Genomic DNA, 19531 nt, shown 5'->3' with positions numbered 1-19531 from the left:
CGCTGGGCCACACTGTGTGGTCCAGCGCCCGTAAAGCGGCTGCTGCGCTACGCCCCTGAGGCGACCCGCAGCTGCCGCGCGAGCTCGCGCCGCTCCTTCTGCTCGGCCGGGTCGGGCACCGGCAGGGACGCGATGAGCCGCTTCGTGTAGTCGTTGCTCGGCGCCCCGAGCACCTGCTCGCCGGTCCCCTCCTCGAGCAGTCGGCCATGGTAGAGCACGCCGATGCGATCCGAGAGCATGTCGACGACGGCGAGGTCGTGGCTGATGAAGAGCGCCGCGAAGTCGAACCGGTTCTGCAGCTCGACGAAGAGTTCGAGGACCTTCGCCTGCACCGACACGTCGAGGGCCGAGGTCGGCTCATCGGCGATGAGCAGCTCGGGGTCGAGCGCGAGACCCCGCGCGAGCGACGCCCGCTGCCGCTGACCGCCGGAGAGCTCGTGCGGGTAGCGCCCCGCGTACTCCGCCGGCAGCTGCACGGAGTCGAGGAGCTCGAGCACCCGGGACTGCCGATCGCGCGCGGTCATCTCGCGACGATGGATCGCGAACGGCTCAGCGATGCACTCCCCGATCGTCAGGTGCGGGTTGAACGACGCCGCCGGGTCCTGGAAGACGAACCCGATGCGTCTGCGGATCGGACGGAAGCCGCCCTCCTTGAACCCGACCATCTCGTGCCCGAGGACGCTGAGGCTCCCGCCGCTGGCCCTCGTCAGACCGGCGATGGCCCGGCCGATCGTCGTCTTGCCCGACCCCGACTCACCGACGAGGCCGTAGACCTCGCCGGCTCTGATGTCGAAGCTCACCGCGCTCACGGCATGGAAGTCCGGCCGCCCGATGCCGCCGGGGTAGACGATGTCGAGGTCCTTCGCGACGACGACGGGCTCCCTCGCCGAGGCGGTGGCATCGCCGTCGCGTTCGACCGAGGTGGGCGTGGACGCCGAGGCGGTCGCCGGGTCCCGCTCCTCCCCTGCGGCAGGCGCGGTCGCCCGGTTCCGCTCGTCGACGACGGCGGCCTTCCGGCTGCCGGCGACGGTTGAGCCGAGCTTCGGCACGGCGGCGAGCAGGTCGCGCGTGTACTGCTCCTTCGGGTCGCTGAAGAGCGTGTCCACCGGGGAGACCTCGATGAGGTCCCCGCGGTACATCACGGCCACCCGGTCGGCGAGGTCGGCGACGACGCCCATGTTGTGGGTGATGAGGACGATCGCGGTGCCCGTGGTGTCGCGCAGGTCGCGGAGCAGGTCGAGGATCTCGGCCTGGACCGTGACGTCGAGGGCGGTCGTCGGCTCGTCGGCGACGATGAGCTTGGCCCCGAGCGCCAGCGCCATCGCGATGACGATGCGCTGCTTCTGACCGCCGGAGAACTGGTGCGGATAGTAGTCGAAGCGGTGGGCGGCATCGGGGATCCCGACCTGCTCCATCGCCGCGATCGCCTTGGTCCTGAGCTCGGACCGGCTCGCCCGCCGATGATGGGCGCGCAGCCCCTCGGCGATCTGCCAGCCCACCGTGAACACGGGGTTGAGCGCCGTCGAGGGTTCCTGGAAGACCATCGCGACATCGGAGCCGCGCATCTGCCGCAGCTGCTCGGGGGCGACGCTGAGCACGTTGCTCCCCGAGAGCACGACGGCACCCGAGCGCTGCGCGGTCTCCGGCAGCAGCCCGAGGATCGAACGGGCGGTCACGGTCTTGCCCGAGCCGGATTCGCCGACGATCGCGAGCACTTCGCCGGGACGCACCTCGAGCGAGAGGTCCTTGACCGCGTGGACGTCACCGGCGTCGGTGGAGAAGGTGACGTCGAGGTGGTCGACGTCGAGGATCGGTCCCGACCCTGTCGTTCCGCTGCCTGTCTGATGGGCGCTCATGCTTCGGCCTTTCGATCGCGTGCACCGGCGGCGCCGGCCTTCGTCTTCGCCTTCCGCCGCACCCGCAGGCGCGGGTCGTTGAGGTCGTTCATCGACTCCCCGACGAGCGTGAAGCCGAGCACCGTGAGCACGATCGCCAGACCCGGGTAGACCGAGGTCCACCACACGCCGCTCGTGACGTCGGGCAGCGCCTTGTTGAGGTCGTAGCCCCATTCCGCCGCCGAGGTGGGTTCGATGCCGAAACCGAGGAACCCGAGTCCGGCGAGGGTGAGGATCGCCTCGGACGAGTTGAGGGTGAAGATCAGCGGCAGCGTGCGCGTCGCGTTGCGGAAGATGTGCTTGCCGATGATCCGCGTCTTCGACGCCCCGAGGACGATCGCCGATTCGACGAAGGGCTCGGCCTTCAGCCGCAGGGTCTCGGCGCGGACGACGCGGAAGTACTGCGGGATGAAGACGACGGTGATGGACAGCGCGGCAGCGGCGATGCCGCCCCAGGCGCTCGACTGTCCCCCGGAGATCGCGATCGCCATGACGAGCGCGAGCAGCAGGGTCGGGAACGCGTAGACGGCGTCGGCGATGACGACGAGGATCCGGTCGAGCCAACCGCCGAGGTAGCCGGAGATCAGGCCGAGGGCGACGCCGAGGAAGAGGGAGGCGACGACGGCGACCACGATGACGGCGACCGCGGTCTGGGCTCCCCAGATGACCCGGGAGAACACGTCATAGCCGCCGACGGTCGTGCCCCAGATGTGCTCGGCGCTCGGCGGCAGCGTGGCCCCGAAGTTCCCCTCGGAGGTGCCGAGCTGGTTGTAGCCGTACGGGGCGATGAGCGGGGCGAAGACCGCGCAGATGAGCACGAGCCCGCAGAGCACGAGACCCGTGATGAGCATGCCGCGCTGCAGGCCGACGGACTGACGCAGATGGGAGACGATGGGCAGCCGGTTGAACCACGACTTCTTCGCCTTCTCATCGAGGACGACGGCGGGGACACCGGTGCCGGGGGCCGCCTCGGCGAAGGTCTCCTGGGCGCTCTCCGGCGCTTCGGTGATCCCGGTCTTCTCCGGGTGGGATGCGGACATCAGTACCTCACTCGGGGGTCGATGAAGGCGGCGATGACGTCGACGAGGAAGTTCGTGAACGCCACGATGACGGCGAGGAACACGACGATGCCCTGGACGGCGACGAAGTCGCGGGCCGTGAGGTACTCGGCGAGCTTGAAGCCGAGGCCCTTCCATTCGAACGTCGTCTCGGTGAGCACGGCGCCGGCGAGCATGAGCGCGATCTGCATGCCCATGACGGTGATGATGGGGATCAGCGCGGGCCGGTAGGCGTGCTTCGTGACGAGGCGGAACTCGGAGATTCCACGGGAGCGGCCGGAGTCGATGTACTGCTGGCCGAGCGTGCCGATGAGGTTCGTGCGCACGAGACGGAGGAAGACCCCGGCAGTGAGGATGCCGAGCGCCACGGCCGGGAGGACCGCGTGGGCGAGGACGTCGCCGAGGACTTCGAAGTTGCCGATGCGGATCGCGTCGATGATGTAGAAGCGGGTGGGATCGACGACCCCGGACATGATGTATTCGGTCTCCGTCGTGCCCCGACCGGCCACCGGGAGGATCGGCCAGAAGACGCCGAAGACGAGCTTGAGGATCATGCCGGCGAAGAACACGGGGGTCGCATAGCCGAGGATCGCGAGGATGCGCAGCACCGCATCGGGGGTCTTGTCGCGCTTGTACGCGGCGATCATGCCGAAGGGGATGCCGATGATGAACGCGACGATGAGGGCGTAGAAGACGAGCTCGACGGTCGCCGCCCCGTAGGTGAGGAGCACCTCGGTGACGGGCTGGCCGTCGGAGACGGTGGTCCCGAAGTCACCGCGGAGCAGGTTGCCCATGTACTCGAAGTACTGGACGAGGATCGGCCGGTCGTAGCCGGCGGCGGCGACGCGTTCGGCCAGCTGCTCCCGGGTCAGGCGTCCGCCGAGTGCCGCGGTGATCGGGTCGCCGGTGATCCGCATGAGGAAGAACACCAGAGTGGTGAGGATGAAGATGGTCGGGATGATGAGGAGGAAGCGGATGAGGACGTAGCGTCCCAGGCCGCTCCCCGGGGCCTTCTTGACCGCGGCGGTCGGCTCGGCCGCCTCGGGTTGGCTGATGGCTGCAGACATGGTTCCTTCGAGATGTCGTCGTGACAGGATCGCCGTCGTGACTGAGCGGAGTCGCGGATGCGCCGCCGGGCGCACGCGTCACCGAGGTGCAGGCGAGCGGTCGGCTCACCTGCACCTCGGTGGCGACGGTCAGGGATGTGACCGTCGCTGCTCGGTGCCGCCTCGGCGCGGGCCGGGACGGGTCACGAGTCGCGTGGTGCTCACTTGCTCAGCAGCGCCAAGCGGAACTGGAACGCGGGGTCGAGGGTCTCCTCGACGCCCTTGACGTCCTTGCCGGACACGGCGATCTGGTTGCCCTGGAGCAGCGGCAGCGTCGGCAGCTGCTCGGAGAGCTGATCCTGGATCGTGCCGAGCTGCTTCTCGCGTTCGGCCTTGTCGGCGATCGACGCCTGATCCGTGAGCTCCTTGTTGATCTGGTCGTCACGGAAGTGGTTGGCGAGGAAGCTCGGCGTCTCATCCGTGTCGTAGAAGAACGGCACGAGGTAGTTGTCGGCGTCCGAGTAGTCGGGGAACCACCCGAGCTGGTACATCGGGTAGACGTCGGAGGTGCGGTCCTCGGAGTACTGGACCCATTCCGTCGACTGGAGGTTGACGTTGAACAGCCCCGTCTTGTCGAGCTGATCCTTGATGAGCGCGTACTCATCGCCCGAGGACGGACCGTAGTGGTCGGGGTTGTACTGGAGGTTGAGGTCGACGGGCGTCTGCACTCCCGCATCCTCGAGGGCCTTCTTCGCCTTCTCGACGTCCGCTCCGCCCTGGCCGTCGCCGTACGCGGACTTGAGCGCCTCGTTCGCCCCCGGCAGCCCGTCGGGGACGAAGGAGTAGAGCGGGGTGTAGGTGTCCTTGTAGACCTGGCTCGCGATCGCCTGACGGTCGATCGAGTCGGCCATCGCCTGGCGCACGGCCAGCGCCTTCTTCTCGTCGGGGTCGTCGGTCTTCGCGCCGAAGGGCATCGTGTCCATGTTGTAGACGATGTAGCGGATCTCCCCGCCGGGGCCCTTGTGGACGGTGAGGTTCTCGTCCTTGCCGAGATCCTCGATGTCGGTCGCCGACAGTGAGCGCCACGCGACGTCGATCGTGCCCTTCTGGACGTCGAGCTTCATGTTGTTCGCGTCGGAGTAGTACCGCATCTGCACGCTGTCGGTCTTCGCCGGCTCGACGTATCCCTGATAGTCCGGGTACGCCTTGTACGTGATGAGCTCGTTGAACTTGAAGCTGTCGATCGTGTACGGACCGGAGAACGCCTTGCCGTCGACGATCTCCTGGTCCGGGGTGAGCGCGTCGGGCGAGAAGACGTCCTCATCGACGATCGGTCCCGCCGCCGAGGCGAGCACGCCCGGCCAGGTCTGGTCGTTCTCCCGCTTGAGGTTGAACACGACCGTCTTGTCGTCGGGGGTCTCGACCGATTCGAGGCCGCCGAGGAGGGACGACGGTCCGTTGGGGTCCTGGATCTTGAGCTGGCGGTCGAAGGAGAACTTCACATCAGAGGAGGTGAGGTCGTTGCCGTTGGCGTATTTGAGCCCGTCCTTGAGCTTGACCTCGTACTTCTTCGGCTCGGTGAAGTCGGCCGATTCGGCGATCGAGGGATTGAGCTCGGCGGTGCCGGGCTTGTAGGCGAGGATGTACGGATAGATCTGCTGCTCGACGAGTGAGGAGCCGTTGTCGTACGCTCCGGCCGGGTCGAGTGCGACCACTTTGTCGGTGGTGCCGACTGTCAGCGCGCTGCCGTCGCCACCGGCGTCGCTGCCGGTGGTCGAGGTCGAGCATGCCGAGAGAAGCAGGGCGCCGGCGGCAGCGAGCGCTGCGGCCTTCACACCAGTTCGACGATTCATTGTGTTCCTGTCTTCCACGTGTGCTCTCCGTGTCGTCTTTGCTCGGAGAGATCCGGGTCACATCTTACGGATACCGTCCCAAATAGTGAACTGCCCCACAGAAAATGGTTGATGTCGAAACCATTTCGCAACCTCGCGATCCGCGAATCGACGGGCCTCACCGGCGAATTTGCGTCCCAGCTCACAATCGGCTTCACTTATGAGGTGGCTCACAGCCAAGCCACATCATTCTCTTGGGTAAGGTTCCTTGCGACGTGGCGCAGCTGCTGCCCCCGCCGCCTCGGCACCCGCCGACGAAACAACGATTGGAAGAACGTGTCCGCAGTCATCGAATGGCTAAATGGGATCATCTGGTCATCCGCACTCGTGTACCTCTGCCTCGGTGCCGGTGTCTACTTCACCATCCGGTCCCGCGCCGTCCAGATCCGCAAGATCAAGTCGATCTTCACGCAGATGTTCCGGGGCAAGAGCTCCGAGGACGGCGTCTCGTCGTTCCAGGCGCTGTCGATGTCGCTGGCCGGACGCGTCGGCGTCGGCAACATCGCCGGTGTCGCCACGGCGATCGGCTTCGGCGGGCCCGGTGCCGTCGTGTGGATGTGGATCTCCGCCCTCCTCGGCGCCTCGACCTCCTACGTCGAGTCGACGCTGGGCCAGACGTACAAGGAGAAGGACCCCAAGACCGGTGAGTACCGCGGCGGTCCGGCCTTCTACCTCGAGAAGTGCTACGAGTACACGCGCTTCGGGAAGTTCTTCAAGGTCTACGGCTTCATCTTCGCCGCCGTCACGGTCCTCGCGATGTCGTTCCTCCTGCCCGGCGTCCAGTCGCGGGCCATCGGCGGTGCGGTGACGAACGCATGGAACCTGCCGACCTGGGTCACGGCCCTCGCCCTCGTCGTCATCATGGCCTTCATCGTCATCGGCGGCGTCAAGCGCATCGCGCACTTCGCGTCGCTGGCCGTGCCGTTCATGGCCCTCATCTACATCATCGCCGCGATCGCGGTGACCTTCCTCAACGCCGACCAGATCGTGCCCGTCATCGAGCTGATCTTCAAGTCCGCGTTCGGCATCGACACGAGCACGCAGGCGGCCTTCGGCGGCATCATGGGCCTCGCCGTCCAGTGGGGCGTCCAGCGCGGCATCTACTCCAACGAGGCCGGTCAGGGCACCGGTCCCCACGCCGCTGCCGCCGCCGAGGTGTCCCACCCGACCAAGCAGGGGCTCGTCCAGGCCGGTTCGGTCTACATCGACACCCTCTTCGTCTGCTCGGCCACGGCCTTCATGATCCTGTCGACCGGCATGTACCGCGTGCTCAGCCCCGAAGGCGAGATCATCGGCTCGGGTCGCGGGCAGCTCGTCGAGTCCCTCGAGACGACGCCGGGCGAGGGCTGGCCGCAGTCGGGTCTCGACTCGATCTTCCCGGGCATCGGCGCGAGCTTCATCGCGATCTCGATCTTCCTCTTCGCGCTCACGACGATCGTCGCCTACTACTACATGGCGGAGACGAACCTCGTCTACCTGCTCGGCAAGTTCAAGAACCCCGTGTTCCTCACGATCGGCACCCGCGCCCTGCAGGTGCTCATCCTCATCGCCGTCGCCATCGGCGTGATGAACGACAACCCCAGCGATGCGTGGGCGCTCGGCGACATCGGCGTCGGTGCCATGGCGTGGCTCAACATCGTCGGCATCCTCATCCTCCAGCAGCCGGCGTTCAAGCTGCTGCGGGACTTCGAGCGGCAGCAGAAGCTCGGCCTCGACCCCGAGTTCGACCCCAAGGCCGTCGGCATCAGGAATGCGACGTTCTGGGAGGAGCGCTGGGCGAGGATGAAGGCCGGCGAGCAGGTGCCGCAGGGCTGAGTGCCGCGCGGTGCGAGCAGGGAACTGCACCACCTGAGTGCCCTGAACTGCTCGCACGGCGCCGCGCTGCACCGCGCGCACCGGCTGTCGGAGCAGCACAGAGACGACGAGGCCCGGGACAATGGCGTCCCGGGCCTCGTGCCGTCTCGACTCAGACTGCGGGCAGGTGCTGGGTGATGCAGTGGATCCCGCCGCCGTAGGCGAAGATGTTCCGGGCATCGACACCGACGATCTCGCGACCCGGGTACGCCTCGGCGAGACGGTCGAGTGCCAGGGCATCGTTGGGGTCGTCGAAGGTGCATGCGATGACCGCCCCGTTGGTGACGAGGTGATTGACGTAGCTGTAGTCCGTCCACCCCTCCTCGTCGCGGATCCGCTCGGGAGCGTCGAGCTCGATGACTTTCCACTCCTGACCGTCACGCGCCGAGGCGGCGGCGAGGACCTCGTCGTAGACGGGGCCCAGGTGGTGGTCCGGGTGACGGGGATCCCGCTGCCGGTGGATGAGCACCGTGTGCTCGTCCGGCAGGGTCGCGACGATGTCGATATGACCGCGGGTGCCGAAGCGCTGCGAGTCCCGGTGGAGTCCGCGCGGGAACCAGATCGTGCGGTCGACGCCGAGGGTGCGCCGCAGCTCCGCCTCGATCTCATCCCGTGACCAGCTCGGGTTGCGGAAGCGGTCGAGTTGGACGGTGTCGGTGACGAGCACGGTCCCCGCCCCGTCGACGTGGATCCCGCCGCCCTCGTTGACGAGCTCGGAATCGACCACCTCGGCGCCGGCATGTGCGGCAACGATAAGACCGATCTCCCTGTCCTTGCCCCACCGCGCCCATTCCTGCCGACCCCACCCGTTGAATGTCCAGTCCACTGCGCCGCGGCGGCCGCCGTCGCCGATGACGAAGGTCGGTCCGATGTCGCGCATCCACGCATCGTCGAGCGGCGCGGTGAGCAGTTCGATGTCCGCCGACAGCATTGCCTCGGCGGCGGCTCGGTCATCGGGGTCGACGACCATCGTCACGGGCACGAAGTCCTGGGTCGCGTGGGCGACGACCGTCCACGCCCGCCGGGCGTCCTCGGCATCGCCGAAGGACTGTCCGCGGGGCGGGAACGCCATGTAGACGCGATCGTGCGGGGCGGTTTCGCTCGGCATCCGCCAGTGCGGGCTCGAGCCGTCCACGGGAGCGGCGGTCGCTGTCGTCGTATCGGTGTTCGTCATCTCGTCATCCTTGGGGTGTCTGTGGTGTCGCCGTGCTGGTCGGCTGCGTGGTGGTCTCGGCGGTCGCCGGTGGGGCGGTCGCCGCAGATTCGCGGGTGGTCTCGCGGGCGGTCGCCGCATCGAGGATGGAGGCGGCGCCGCGGCGGATGAGCCGCTGCGCCTCGGCGGTGTCGAGCTGGTCGCTCAGCCACCGTCCCGAGATCCCCTCGACGAGGACGGTGAGCAGGGTCGCAGTCTCGGCCACGACCGCCTCGGTGAGGCCGAGGGAGCGCAGGAGCGGACCGAAGCGCTTCTCCCACTCCTGTGTCGTCGCGGCCAGCGGGTCGCGGAGTTCGGCTTCGAAGACGGCGATCGCGCGGATCTCGTTCCAGACGACGGAATCCCCCCGGAGGCCGGCTGCGTCACCGACCTCGCCGACGAGCTGGTCGATGATGGTGTCGACGTCGTCGTCATCGGTCGCCGGGTGGAGCACACGCTCTTCAACGGCCTGGTTGACGGAGTCGATTGTGGCCGTGAGCAGGCCTGCGCGGTCCTCGAAGTGGTAGTAGACGAGTCCCAGGGAGACGCCGGCTCGTTTCGCGACGTTCTGCACCCGCAGCCCGCGCACTCCGTTCTCCGCGATCTCCTCGCGGGTGGCTTCGAGGATCCGCGCGCTTGCATCCGGTTTCGCCATGGTCGGCCCCGCCTCTCTCATCGGCGTGCCTCCTCGGCGGGCGCCGGTGCGTCGTCGTCGACACCAGTCTCCGGCCACACCCGCAGCGCACACAAATAGAGTCCCCCGCCGACGATCATCGAGACCGGCAGGCTGATGTCCACGCCACCGGCGACGTCGGCCAGCGGTGCCGCGTAGAGCTCGTTCTGCACGGTGAGGAGGCCCGCGGTCGCGCCGCCGAGGAACGGGATGACCGCCCGCAGATTCCAGCCGCGGGAGAACCAGTACCGTCCGCCGCTCAGCCCGAATCCGAACCGCTGAAGGGCGACCGGGTCGTAGCGGCCCCGACGGGCGACGAGGAAGCCGATGCCGTTGATGACGACCCACGTTCCGGCGAAGGCGTTGAGCACGACGGTCATCGCGGTGATCGAGGAGATCGCATCGGTGGCGATGACTCCGAGGTACATGACGACGACGGCGATGCCCGAGGTGATCAGCGTCGTCTGGATGCGCGAGAGGCGGGGGATGATCGATTCGAGGTCGAGTCCACTGGCGTAGATATTGATGACGCCCTGACCGAAGCCGCCGAAGACGGCGAGCACGAGCAGTGGGACGAGATACCAGGTCGGGGCGGCGGCGACGAGGTCGGCGACATAGGACTCCGAGAGTGCTGGGAACGTCGAAGCGGTGAACGCACCGAAGACCGCGGTCGCGAAGAGGCCGGTGAAGATCCCCGCCGAGGCTGCCAGAGCCACCTGCCGGTCGCTGAATCTCTGCGGCGAGATCCGTCGCGTGTAGTCGCCGACCGACGGCGCATAGGAGAGGGGACCGCCGATCGAGATCGTCACCGCGAAGAGCCACGTCGGCCAGAAGTCGCCGAGAAGGTAGCCCTCGGCCGGCGCCGCAGGATCGAACCCGGGAGCATAGGCGACGACGCCGAGGCAGAGCAGGATGCCGGCGACGGGGATGATGACCTTCTGCAGGGCGACGATCGTCCCATGCCCGAAGAGGGCGATGAGCACGACCTCGACGGCGATGATCGCGTAGCCGATGAGGAACGCCGTGTCGTTCTGCGCGGTCCCGAAGAGGCGGTGCGCTCCGGCGACGAGCGCCTCCCCGGAGGTCCACACGGCGATCGCCGCATAGGCGATGGCGAAGAGGAGCGTCAGCGTCGATCCGAGCAGGCGCCCACGCATCCCGAAGTGGGCGCCGCTGGAGACGGGATTGTTCGTTCCGGTGCGGGTGCCCAGCAGCGTCATCGGCACCATGAGTCCGAGCCCGATGACGAGACCGACGGCGCTCGAGGCAACCGCCTGCCAGAAGCTGAGCCCGAAGGAGATCGGCAGCCACCCGAAGATCACCACGGACAGGGCGAGGTTGCCGCCGACGAAGACGCGGAAGAGGTTTCCCGGCGTCGATCGACGCGCCGCGATCGGGACGAAGTCGACGCCTGCGCGTTCGACGCGACCGAACCGGTCCGCCTTCCCTCCCATGTCGCAGGCTGCGCCCGGGGTCTGCGCACGTCGTTGTGCTGAGTTCGCCATCTCACTCCTTTGGAAACGTCATTGTGTCGGCTATCGTAATACTGACTGAATTTTCAGTCAATGACTGACATCGCCATTGAGACCGGGAGCAATGATGACCCCAGTGCCGCCGACCATCACGATCGCCGAACTCCGCGCACAGCTGACTGCGGGCGCGATCTCCGCCGCAGAGCTGCTGAATGTCCACCTCGCCCGCATCGCGGCCGATCCCGCGCTCAATGCCGTCGTCGTCGACAACCCGGCGGCCCATGCCGAGGCTGCGGAGTCCGACCGCAGGCTCGCCGCCGGAACAGTCCGCCCTCTCGAGGGAATCCCCTTCACCGTCAAGGACTCGTTCATGGCCGCCGGCCTCACGGTCGCCGCAGGGTCACCGGCGTTCGCCGACCTCGAAGCCCGGTGGGACGCATTTTCAGTCGCCCGCCTCCGCGCGGCGGGCGCAGTTCTCATCGGCAAGACGACGATGCCGCCGCTGGCCGACGGCGGCATGCAGCGCGGTCTCTACGGGCGCGCGGAGAGTCCCTTCAACCGGGATTTCCTCGCCGCCGCCTACGCGTCGGGGTCGTCGAACGGCTCGGGCGTCGCCGTGGCCGCCTCACTCTGCCAGTTCGGCCTCGGGGAGGAGACCGTGTCGTCGGGCCGCAGCCCCGCCTCGAACAACGGCATCGTCGCCTACACCCCCTCGCGCGGACTCATCTCCCTGCGCGGGAACTGGCCCCTGTTCCCCACCCGCGACGTCGTCGTCCCGCACACGAAGTCCGTCACCGACCTCCTCGAGGTGCTCAATGTCCTCGTCGCCGACGACCCTGAGACGCGCGGGGACTTCTGGCGTCTCCAGACCGCCGTCCCGCTGCCGCGTCCGAGCGAGTGGCGTCCCGCGGACTTCCGGGTCATCGGCCGCCCCGGCATGCTCGCCGGGGCGCGGCTCGCGGCCCCTCGCCGCTACCTCGGCGCGGATCCGATCATCGAGGTCCACCCCGACGTGCGCGCCCTGTGGGAGGACACGCGGGCACGTCTCGAAGCGGCAGGGGCGACGGTCATCGAGACCGACTTCCCGCTCATCGACGAGTACGAGGGCACAAGTCCGACCCACGAGAGGCTCGCCGAGGCGGCCGACCTCCCCCACGGCTGGATGGAACACGAATTCACCACCCTGCCCGCCTTCGGCTGGGACGACTTCCTCCGCGCGAACGGGGACCCGGCACTGGACAGCCTCCTCAAGGCGGACCCGGCCCTCCTCTTCCCGCTGCCCGCCGGAGCGCTGCCCGATCGCTATCCGGAGGTCGCCGACAACCTCAACCGCTACGACGACATCGTCGCCGTCGCCCGCGCCCACCCCTCCGGCATCGACATCACCGCGATCCCCGGGTTCGCCGAGGCGCTCGGGGAGCTCGAGGACCTCCGCGTCCGACTGCTCGAGGACTGGCTCGACGATGAGGGCTTCGACGCCGTCGTCTTCCCCGCGAACGCGGACGTCGGAGGCGCCGACGCCGATCGCGATCCCACCTCGGCGGACCTCGCATGGCGCAACGGAACGCACTACTCGAACGGCAACCTCGCGCTGCGCCACCTCGGGGTGCCCACGGTGACGACGTCGATGGGAACGATGGCGTCGACGAGGATGCCGGTGGGCGTCACCTTCGCCGGCGCCGCCTACACGGATGCGACGCTGCTCGGCCTGGCATGGGACTTCGAGCGGGTGCGCGGTCCGCGCCCGCTGCCTCCGGTCGATGAGCACTGGGAGTTCGCCGCCGGAACCGAACCGACCGCCTAGCGACGGAGTTTCGGAAAAACTTTTCCATTTCTATCTCAAATACTGACTTGCCTGTGTGTTTTCTCCGCATATGCGGATAGATTGGCCCAATGAAGAAGAGACTGATTGCCATGTGCACTGCCGCACTGCTCACCCTCAGCGCCTGCTCGACCGGGGCGTCCGGATCCGACTCGCAGACCGATTCCGCGGAGTCGACGACGCTCACCGTCTTCGCCGCCGCGTCGCTGACCGAGGTCTTCGACGAGATCGCCGCCGAGTTCAAGAAGACCGAACCCAACGTCGACGTGACGTTCTCCTTCGCCGGGTCCTCCGACCTCGTCTCGCAGATCACGGAAGGCGCTCCCGCCGATGTCATCGCCACCGCCGATGAGAAGACGATGAACGATCTCGAGACCGCCGACCTGCTCGCCGGAGCCCCCGAGGTCTTCGCCTCGAACACGCTCACGCTCGCTGTGGCTCCCGGCAACCCGAAGAACATCGCGAGTTCGCAGGACTTCGCCGGCAATGATCTCGTCGTCTGCGCGCCCCAGGTTCCCTGCGGTGCGGCCACGCAGAAGTGGGCGGACCAGAACGGCGTGACGCTCGATCCCGCCAGTGAGGAGAACTCGGTCACCGACGTCCTCGGCAAGGTGAGCGCCGGGCAGGCCGACGCCGGCATCGTCTACGTCACCGATGTCGCCCGTGCCGACGGCTCGGTCGACGAGGTCGACCTCGACGGTGCGGACAAGGTCGTCAACCAGTACCCCGCGGCCACAGTGAAGGCGAGTGAGAACCAGGAACAGGCCGATGCCTTCGTGAAGTTCCTCAGCTCGGAGGAGTCCGTCAGACTGCTGCAGGACGCCGGCTTCTCAACGCCGTAGGACGGTGGCCCGGGGATTCGATCTCCGCTCGCCTCCGAGCACACCGGCTCCCAGCGCGCCGGCTCCCAACACACCGGCTCCCCCGGGCGCACCGTTCCGCCGACGCACCGCCTCCCCCAGCACACCGCCTCCCAACACACCGAAGGGCCTCGCTTCGCACTATGGCGAAGCGAGGCCCTTCGGTCTGCCGCGGCGTGGGTCGTTCGTGCGCGACCACTCAATCCCGTGACATGTCGGCGCCGGGTGTCGTCACTTCACGCTCGTACCGGCAGACCCGAGGTTCTCGCAGGCTTCGACGACGCGCGCGGCCATGCCCGCCTCGGCGGCCTTGCCGTACGACCGCGGATCGTATTCCTTCTTGTTGCCGACCTCGCCGTCGATCTTGAGCACGCCGTCGTAGTGGCGGAACATGTGATCGGCGACAGGACGGGTGAACGCGTACTGGGTGTCGGTGTCGACGTTCATCTTCACGACTCCGTGGCGGACCGCCTCGGCGATCTCCTCAGCACTCGAGCCCGAGCCGCCGTGGAAGACGAGGTCGAACGGCTTGTCCTTGCCGACCTCCTTGCCGACGGCGGCCTGGATCTCGCCGAGGAGCTCGGGGCGGAGCTTGACGTTGCCGGGCTTGTAGACGCCGTGGACGTTGCCGAAGGTGAGCGCCGTGAGGTACCGGCCCTTCTCCCCCGTGCCGAGCGCGCGGACCGTGGCCAGACCGTCCTCGACGGTGGTGTAGAGCTGTTCGTTGATCTCGTTCTCGACGCCGTCCTCTTCGCCTCCGACGACGCCCACCTCGATCTCGAGGATGACGTTGGCAGCCGCCGCCAGGCCGAGCAGCTCCTCGGCGAGAGTGAGGTTCTCATCGAGCGGCACGGCCGAACCGTCCCACATGTGCGACTGGAAGTAGGGCTGACCGCCGGACTTCACGCGTTCGGTCGAGGCTTCGAGGAGGGGCTTGACCCAGGCTTCGACGGCGTCCTTGGGGGCGTGGTCGGTGTGGAGGGCGATGTTGACGTCGTAGCTCTTGGCGACCTCGTTGGCGAACGCGGAGAACGCGATCGCTCCGCGCACGCGGTCCTTGATCGTCGGGCCGGAGATGTACTCCGCGCCGCCGGTCGAGAGCTGGATGATGCCGTCGGATCCCGCCTCGGCGAATCCGCGGATCGCTGCGTTGATCGTCTGCGAGGACGTGCAGTTGATCGCCGGGTAGGCGAATCCCTGGGACTTCGCCCGGTCGATCATCTCGGCGTACACATCGGGGCTGGCAATGGGCATGTGGGCTCCTTGGTCGGTCCGGTGGCGGTCGTGTGCCTCCACCCTACTCGGTTCTCCCCAGCCGACTGAAGCACATCCGCCGACCTGCTCGCCGTCGGTCGCCCCGCCCCGACCGCCCGTTCGCGCCGGGTGGCCGTCCCCCTGTGGCGCCGGGTGATACTTCCCCGTGTGGCACAGGGCGGCCCAACCCCGTGCGGCGCCGAATGACCGTCACCCGCACTCGCGTCGGGTGGCTCGGCGCCGCGTCCGCGCCGGGTGCCCCTTCCCCGCGAGGTGTCGGGCAGTTCGTCCCCTCTTGCGCGCCGGGGCCTCTTCCCCGCGACGCGCCGGGCGAGCCTGCGTCCGTTGCGGCTCACCCTGGTTTCCAGGGCTCATATGATGACGTGAGCCGCCGAAACCAGGGTGAGCCCTGCCCGGGCACTCGCCGAGGTGGCCGCCGGGTTCACGACCGCTCCCGCCGAGGCGGCCGCCGGATTCGCGTCCGCCCCCGCCGAGGTGGCCGCCGGGTCGCACGCATCCCGGTGGTCGGACGCCCGTCGTCGGCCGACCGGCATCTCCGCGGATGCGTCCGTTGCGGCTCACCCTGGTTTCCAGGGCTCATGTGATGACGTGAGCCGCCGAAACCAGGGTGAGCCGTACCCGGGCACTCGCCGAGGTGGTCGCCCCGCCCGGGCACTCGCCGAGGCGGTCACCGGGTTCGCGTCCGCCCCTGCAGACTTCGGGTCGTCTGCGCAGACGAGAACGGCGGCCATGTGAGGAATCCACATGGCCGCCGCTGCGGTCCGATGACCGGGCCGGGCTGTCTCGGCAGAGCACCACGGCTGGTGGCGGGCCCCGTCGTCTCGCGCCAGGTCCCGGCCGCTCAGTCGAGTGCCGGGCCCCGCCGCTCGGACTTGAGATCCCGAATTCGGGTTCTACTCGAGGCCGTCGCGTCCGGACTGACCGCGCTCGGAACCGTCCCGACCAGGACCGTCCTTGCGCAGACTGAACTTGCGCCCGGTGTCCTTGCCGGATCCGCCGTCGCGCGCCCCACCTGAACGCGCCCCGCCGTCGCGCGCCCCACCGGAACGCGCCCCGCCGGACCGCGGGTCGTCCTTGCGCACGACCTTCTCGCGCTGACGCTCGATGAGTCCCTTGCTGCGGGTGATCTGGTAGTCGATGCGCTCATCGACGATGTCGCCGAGGTACTCGTCGAAGTCATCGGCGAGGTGCTCGCCGACGGCCCGGTAGGCCGCCGCGCGCTCGATCGCCGCCGTGCGCTTCGCTTCCTTCCCGAACGCCTTGAGCGTCGAGATGCACACGAGGATGAGGATGATGCTGAACGGCAGCGCTGTGATCAGCGACCCCGCTTGCAGCGCGGTGAGACCACCGGCGGTGAGCAGCGCGATCGCGAGCGCACCCTCGAGCAGCGCCCAGAGCACACGCGACCAGATCGGCGGGTTCGGGTGACCGCCGGAGGCGAGCATGTCGACGACGAGCGAACCGGAGTCCGAGGACGTGATGAAGAAGATCGCCACGAGGATGATCGCGATGACCGAGAGGATCGAGCCCAGCGGCAGATCGCCGAGGACGTCGAAGAGCACACGCTCGGCGACGACGCCCTCCTCCGGGTCGACGAGGTCGCCGGCACCGAAGAGCTGGCGGAAGATGCCGGTTCCGCCCATGACGGAGAACCAGAAGAACCCGACGAGCGAGGGCACGAGGAGGACACCGGCGATGAACTCGCGCACGGTGCGGCCCCGCGAGATGCGGGCGATGAAGACACCGACGAACGGTGCCCACGAGATCCACCAGCCCCAGTAGAAGAGGGTCCACGACGCGTTCCACTCGGCACCCTCCTCACCGGTGTAGGCGCCGATGTCGAAGGTCATGCCGAGCACGTTGGCGAGGTAGACGCCGAGGGATTCGACGAAGTTCTGGAAGAGGAAGAGCGTGGGTCCGAACACGAGCACGGTGACGAGCAGGACGCCAGCCATCGTCAGGTTGATGTTCGACAGCCACTTGATGCCCGCGCCCACGCCGGAGACCACCGAGGTGGTGGCGAGCAGCGTGATGATGACGATGAGGATGATGAGGAAGAGGTTGTCGTACTCACCGACGACGCCGATGTGCGCGAGTCCCGCCGAGATCTGCTGCACGCCGAGGCCGAGCGAGGTCGCGATGCCGAAGACGGTGCCGAAGATCGCGATGACGTCGATCGTGTCGCCGGCCCAGCCCTTGACGTAGCGGCCGAGCAGCGGTTCGAGCGCCCAGCGGATCGACAGCGGGCGACCGCGGCGGTGGATCGCGTAGGCGAGCGCCATGCCGAGCACGGCGTAGAGCGCCCAGGGGTGCAGACCCCAGTGGACGAAGGTCTGAGCCATACCCAGCTGGGCGTTCTCGACCTCGTTGCCGCCCCATCCGGGCTTCGGCCCGGTCGTGGCGTAGGTGAGCGGTTCGGCGACACCGTAGAAGACGAGGCCGATGCCCATGCCGGCGGCGAAGAGCATGGCGAACCAGGAGAGGACGCCGAATTCGGGTTCGTCCTCATCCTTGCCGAGCTTGATCCGGCCGTACTTCGAGACGCCGACGAAGATCGCGAAGGCGACGAAGGCGCCGACGACGAGCATGTAGTACCAGCCGAGGTCGGCGACGATCCAGGCCTGGATGTCGAGGATGACCTGTCCCGCGCTGTCGGGGAAGAGCACCGAGAGTCCGGCGACGGCGACGATGACGATGAGGGCGGGCCAGAAGACGCGCGGGGCGATCATGCCTCGACCGATCTTCACGCCCTGCCGCCGCAGCTTCTCCGTGATCGCGTCATCGGTGTCGTCTTCGCCGATGTGGAGCCGATCGGGCAGGTGCAGCCTGACCGGATCGGGGGCTCCGAAGAGGTAGTGTGCCTGGTCTTCGGGCGAGATCGAGGCACCTGAGGAATCCGTGCCGGACACGGTCTCCGCATCGTGCGAGGCGGTCGCTGCCTCGTCTCCGCCTGGCGGATCCCCCGCCGCTGTGGCCTTTTCCGCTTGAGAATCAGTCATGATTTCCTTCGCATCGAGTGCACTTAACCGACCTTCTACCTTGCCCCAATCCAGAGGGAACATCAACCGAACTCTCACCCAATGAACATTCTCGGACCTGGGAATTCAGTACAGTGACGACATGCACTCACCTCCGCGAACCCCTGTCAGCTCGCGCATCGGCGTCTTCAGCTGGGCGCTGTGGGACTGGGGTTCGGCGTCGTTCAATGCCGTCATCATCACATTCGTCTTCACCCCGTACCTGACGAAGGCCGTGGCGAGCAGCGAGGAGTCCGGCTCTGCGGCACTCGGCTGGTCGATGGCCGCCGCTGGGCTCGTCATCGCCCTCGTCGCCCCGGCCGTCGGCACCCGCGCCGATGCGGGCGGGCGGCACCGGCTCTGGCTCGGCGTCCACACGGGAATCGTCATCGTGACGATGGCCGGTCTCTTCTTCGTCCGCGACTCCCCCGCCTATCTGTGGCTGGGTCTGCTCCTCATCGCCGTGGGCAGCGTCTTCTTCGAGTTCGCCGAGGTGGCCTACAACGGCATCATGGTCCGCATCACGACCCCCGACAACGTCGGCAAGGTCTCCGGCTTCGGCTGGGGCATGGGCTATGCGGGCGGGCTCGTCCTCCTCGTCCTCCTCCTCGTCCTCGTCATCCAACCCGAGGTCGGGCTCTTCGGCGCCACCGACGAGGGCGGCCTGCGCTTCCGCATCGTCGCGGTGCTCTCGGCCGTGTGGTTCGCGGTCTTCGCGATCCCCGTCCTCCTCACCGCCCCCGGCGCGAAGGTCACGGGCACCTCGGGAGGCCATCCGATCAGGGCATTCATCGCCGACTACGCGTCCCTCGTCCGCCGTCTCGTGCGGATGTGGAAGCACGAGCATCAGACCCTGCGCTTCTTCATCGCCTCGGCGATCTTCCGCGACGGGCTCGCCGCGATCTTCGCGTTCGCCGGGGTGCTCGCGGCCGGCAGCTACGGCTTCTCGGCCACGGAGATCATCATCCTCGGCGTCGCGGCGAACGTCGCGGCCGGCGCCGGGGCGATGATCGCCGGGCTCTTCGACGACCGCTTCGGCCCCAAGCCCGTGATCATCACCGGGCTCATCGTCATCATCGCCGGCGGAGTGCCGATCCTCCTCACCGACGACCCGGCCGTGTTCTGGGTGTGCGCGCTCGTCCTCAGCTTCTGCGTCGGCCCGGTCCAGGCCTCGTCGCGGTCGTTCCTCGCCCGCCTCACCCCGCCCGAGCGCGCCGGCGAGAACTTCGGCCTCTACGCGACGACCGGCCGGGCCGTGAGCTTCCTCGGCCCGGCGATGTTCGCGCTCTTCATCTCCCTGCTCGGATATCAGCGTGCGGGCACGCTCGGCATCATCATCGTCCTCATCGTCGGCCTCGCCCTCATCATCGCGGTGAAGTCGGACGCACCGCAGCGGTCGATGGCGGCGATGGCGAAGGAGTGAATCCCGCCGGGGCGGGAGATCGTTCCGTGCCCGACCGCACCGAGACGGGAGG

Annotated in this window: 13 protein-coding genes; 4 read left to right on the top strand and 9 right to left on the bottom strand. The window is 67.9% G+C overall.

All coding sequences use genetic code 11. The features are described from left to right. Nucleotides 1–47: 47 nt before the first annotated feature. The 4 genes from FFS20_RS02960 to FFS20_RS02945 form a co-directional block, all read right to left on the bottom strand. Nucleotides 48–1856 carry an ABC transporter ATP-binding protein gene (locus FFS20_RS02960; protein WP_137824455.1) on the bottom strand — a complete coding sequence of 603 codons (1809 nt, stop codon included), beginning with the start codon at nt 1854–1856 and terminating at the stop codon, nt 48–50. Then, nucleotides 1853–2935, bottom strand: a complete 1083-nt coding sequence (locus FFS20_RS02955) for an ABC transporter permease (protein WP_249356528.1) — start codon at nt 2933–2935, stop codon at nt 1853–1855. Before FFS20_RS02955 ends, FFS20_RS02960 begins: the two co-directional genes overlap by 4 nt. Continuing rightward, nucleotides 2935–4020 (bottom strand): ABC transporter permease, encoded by a 1086-nt coding sequence (locus FFS20_RS02950; protein WP_137824454.1) that lies wholly within the window; start codon nt 4018–4020, stop codon nt 2935–2937. Before FFS20_RS02950 ends, FFS20_RS02955 begins: the two co-directional genes overlap by 1 nt. Nucleotides 4021–4220: 200 nt before the next feature. Beyond that, on the bottom strand, nt 4221–5852 hold the full coding sequence (locus tag FFS20_RS02945; protein WP_137824453.1) for an ABC transporter substrate-binding protein: 1632 nt from the start codon (nt 5850–5852) through the stop codon (nt 4221–4223). 315 nt (nt 5853–6167) lie between these two features. On the opposite strand from FFS20_RS02945, the gene FFS20_RS02940 reads away from it, so the two are divergent. Beyond that, on the top strand, nt 6168–7706 hold the full coding sequence (locus tag FFS20_RS02940) for an alanine/glycine:cation symporter family protein (RefSeq protein WP_137824452.1): 1539 nt from the start codon (nt 6168–6170) through the stop codon (nt 7704–7706). 151 nt (nt 7707–7857) lie between these two features. Here FFS20_RS02940 and FFS20_RS02935 read toward each other — a convergent pair whose 3' ends face one another. Genes FFS20_RS02935 through FFS20_RS02925 form a run of 3 tightly spaced genes read right to left on the bottom strand, consistent with a single transcriptional unit; the run spans nt 7858 to nt 11115 of the window. Then, nucleotides 7858–8919 (bottom strand): agmatine deiminase family protein, encoded by a 1062-nt coding sequence (locus FFS20_RS02935; RefSeq protein WP_249356523.1) that lies wholly within the window; start codon nt 8917–8919, stop codon nt 7858–7860. A gap of 4 nt (nt 8920–8923) precedes the next feature. Beyond that, nucleotides 8924–9592, bottom strand: coding sequence for a TetR/AcrR family transcriptional regulator (locus tag FFS20_RS02930; protein ID WP_171006957.1), 669 nt, complete (start codon nt 9590–9592; stop codon nt 8924–8926). A gap of 17 nt (nt 9593–9609) precedes the next feature. After that, on the bottom strand, nt 9610–11115 hold the full coding sequence (locus FFS20_RS02925; protein WP_137824450.1) for a cytosine permease: 1506 nt from the start codon (nt 11113–11115) through the stop codon (nt 9610–9612). A 103-nt stretch (nt 11116–11218) separates the two neighbouring features. Here FFS20_RS02925 and FFS20_RS02920 point away from each other — a divergent pair, with 103 nt between their 5' ends. Next, a complete protein-coding gene (locus FFS20_RS02920) occupies nt 11219–12886 on the top strand; it encodes an amidase (RefSeq protein WP_249356514.1) in 1668 nt (555 codons plus the stop codon). A gap of 89 nt (nt 12887–12975) precedes the next feature. Beyond that, nucleotides 12976–13746, top strand: a complete 771-nt coding sequence (modA, locus tag FFS20_RS02915; protein ID WP_137824449.1) for a molybdate ABC transporter substrate-binding protein — start codon at nt 12976–12978, stop codon at nt 13744–13746. Between the two features lie 249 nt (nt 13747–13995). Here the strand turns inward: modA and fbaA are convergent, their stop codons facing one another. Next, nucleotides 13996–15018 carry a class II fructose-bisphosphate aldolase gene (gene fbaA, locus FFS20_RS02910; RefSeq protein ID WP_137824448.1) on the bottom strand — a complete coding sequence of 341 codons (1023 nt, stop codon included), beginning with the start codon at nt 15016–15018 and terminating at the stop codon, nt 13996–13998. 914 nt (nt 15019–15932) lie between these two features. Next, nucleotides 15933–18038: a BCCT family transporter gene (locus FFS20_RS02905; RefSeq protein WP_249356512.1), complete on the bottom strand. Its 2106-nt coding sequence runs from the start codon at nt 18036–18038 to the stop codon at nt 15933–15935. Between the two features lie 121 nt (nt 18039–18159). Here FFS20_RS02905 and FFS20_RS02900 point away from each other — a divergent pair, with 121 nt between their 5' ends. Further along, entirely contained in the window at nt 18160–19479 is a 1320-nt protein-coding gene (locus tag FFS20_RS02900; protein ID WP_137824447.1) for an MFS transporter, read from the top strand. Nucleotides 19480–19531: the final 52 nt, after the last annotated feature.

Origin of the sequence: Brevibacterium sp. 2SA (assembly GCF_005502845.1) — a bacterium.
GTDB lineage: Bacteria > Actinomycetota > Actinomycetes > Actinomycetales > Brevibacteriaceae > Brevibacterium.
This window is presented reverse-complemented; position numbering and strand designations above follow the sequence as displayed.